The sequence below is a fragment of the Salidesulfovibrio brasiliensis JCM 12178 genome, assembly GCF_001311825.1.
GTDB classification, from domain to species: domain Bacteria; phylum Desulfobacterota; class Desulfovibrionia; order Desulfovibrionales; family Desulfovibrionaceae; genus Pseudodesulfovibrio; species Pseudodesulfovibrio brasiliensis.
In genome coordinates, this window is sequence record NZ_BBCB01000154.1 from 1 (window position 1) to 2130 (window position 2130).

Below are 2130 nucleotides of genomic sequence, written 5' to 3' on the forward strand. Positions count from 1 at the left end.
CACCCCTTCTAGCACCTTGTCATCTCCCTTTTGGCTCCTGCTGCCAGTTCGTTGCCGAAGTCTTCGAGCATGGGGGATTCGATGTTCCAGCAGTGCCAGTGCAGGCGGACGTCTACGGTGACGTCGGGGAAGAGGTCCACGAGCGTTCCGGCGTCGATGAGCGGTCGGCTTTGTTCTTCGGGGATCATTCCGGCGACGGTTCCTGAGGCGATGAAGTCGGGGAAGCGGGCAGCGGAGGGGGCGTAGGCGGCGGGGACTGGGACGGTGTGGCCGAAGGCGCGTTCGAAGAGTTGGTCGTGGAGGGTGTCGTGGCGGTTGAAGATGAGCATGGGGGCGCGGGTGGGCGGCTTCCGGGGGTGGGGGGAGTCGGGGTACCAGCGGGTCTGGTAGTCGGGGGTGCCTACGAGGCGGTAGCGCATGGTGCCGAGGTGTTTGACGCGGCAGCCTTGAAAGGCTTCGGCGCGGGACGAGATGCAGCCGAGGACGTCGCCGTTTCTGAGCAGGGTGTGGGTTTTGTCCTGATCTTCCACGCGCAGGTCGAGGAGCACGGGGCGGGTCTGCATGTATTGGCGGACAGCGGGCAGGAACCATGTGGCGAGGCTGTCGGCGTTGACGGCGACGGGCAGGGTGGAGAATTCGTTTCGGGGTTGGCCTATGCCTGCGGAGAGGTCTTCTTCGAGGCGCGAGACCTGCCGGTAGTGGCGGAGCATCTCTTGTCCGGCGACGGTGGGCTTGGGCGGCGAAGAGCGTACCAGCAGAATGCACCCGGTGCTTTCCTCCAGCTGCTTCACGCGTTGGGAAACGGCGGATTGGGTGATGTGCAGCCGTTTGGCGGCCTTTTCGAACCCACCGGCCTCGACAACTGCGGCGAACGCCTCCACAAGTCTGTAATCGAGCATGGGCATTACTATCATTAATGATCCATTAAAACAATTAGCTTCATTTGTTCGAGGGGAGTGTTTAGCGTCGGGGTCCAAGGGGGGTGATCGATGATGACACCGTATGTTGAGGCTTTGCCATGGGCGGCGGGCTGATCGTGGCCATCGGGGCCCAGAACGCGTTCGTGCTCACGCAGGGGGTCAGGAACAACCGGCCGTTGCTGGTGGCGATGCTGTGTATTGTGATCGACATGGCCTGCACTTCGCTTGGGGTTTCCGGGGTCGGGACGGCGGTGGCTGCCAATCCTGTGCTCGGGACGGTGGCGGCGTGGGGCGGTTCGGTGTTTCTGCTGTGGTATGGCTGGGGGGCGTTTCGCTCCATGGTTCGGGGTGGACGGCTGGAGGCGGACGCTGAAACGGCGGACACGCTGCGCCGGACCATCGGCATGACGCTGGCGGTGAGCCTGTTGAATCCCCACCTGTATCTGGACACGGTGGTGCTGCTGGGCGGCATCAGCGGCCAGTATGCGACCCCGGCCAGATACGTTTTCGGTGCCGGTGCGGTCACGGCTTCGGTGGCGTGGTTCCTGTGTTTGACGCTTGGGGGGCGGATGCTTGCGCCGCTCTTTGCCCGCTCCGTGACGTGGCGGGTGCTGGACGGGGTCGTGGGCGTGACCATGTGGGGTATCGCGGCCGGGCTGTTGCGTTCGGCGGCCCGGAGCAGCAATATTTTGCAAGACCTTGCCGCCCTTGCCATGTAACGGGTGTTGTGCAACCGTTTCGCAAGAGGCCGAACATGGGCAGAGGCACTATTCAATACATCAGGCCGCAGGGCCTGGACGGCATCGAGATTCAGGCGGTCATTGACTCCGGGCACTCGTTTCCGAACCACACCCACCCGGTCCATTCCGTGGGCATCATGGATGCCGGGGGCTGCTATTGCCGCCAGCCGGGTATGGGCAGCTCGTTCGTGCGCGCAGGCGAGGTGGCCCTGTTCAATCCGGGACTGGTCCACTCCGGGGTCATCACCAGTCCGGGCACACGCATTTCCTACTGGGTGGTCAGTTTTGGCGACCAGATGCTGGAGCGGGCCGCGCGGGAGCTGGCTGAAAAGGACGGGCTGCCGGAGTTCCGCTCCGTGGTGGTGCAGGACCGACTGATCCACCGGGTCCTCAGGGAGCTGGGGGTGACGGTGGCGGGCCGGGCCGAGCGGCTGGCGCTGGATACCGCCGTTTCGCGAGCCTCTGCCGCG

The 2130-nt window shown here is 64.4% G+C and carries 3 protein-coding genes; 2 read left to right on the top strand and 1 reads right to left on the bottom strand.

Annotation, left to right across the window (positions count from 1 at the left end):
* Positions 1–8: 8 nt before the first annotated feature.
* Complete coding sequence (locus JCM12178_RS17240) at positions 9–914, bottom strand: LysR family transcriptional regulator ArgP (protein WP_245628857.1); 906 nt, start codon at positions 912–914, stop codon at positions 9–11.
* A gap of 104 nt (positions 915–1018) precedes the next feature.
* On the opposite strand from JCM12178_RS17240, the gene JCM12178_RS17245 reads away from it, so the two are divergent.
* Together JCM12178_RS17245 and JCM12178_RS17250 are read left to right on the top strand one after the other, a co-directional pair.
* Positions 1019–1639 carry a LysE/ArgO family amino acid transporter gene (locus JCM12178_RS17245; RefSeq protein WP_054653206.1) on the top strand — a complete coding sequence of 207 codons (621 nt, stop codon included), beginning with the start codon at positions 1019–1021 and terminating at the stop codon, positions 1637–1639.
* A gap of 35 nt (positions 1640–1674) precedes the next feature.
* Positions 1675–2130 (top strand): AraC family ligand binding domain-containing protein (locus tag JCM12178_RS17250; protein WP_172677181.1); only part of this gene is annotated, 456 nt, incomplete at its 3' end.

Excerpts from the sequence above, each read along its gene's own strand:
- JCM12178_RS17240 (WP_245628857.1), bottom strand. The coding sequence starts at position 914 with ATGATAGTAATGCCCATGCTCGATTACAGACTTGTGGAGGCGTTCGCC.
- JCM12178_RS17245 (WP_054653206.1), top strand. The coding sequence starts at position 1,019 with ATGGGCGGCGGGCTGATCGTGGCCATCGGGGCCCAGAACGCGTTCGTG.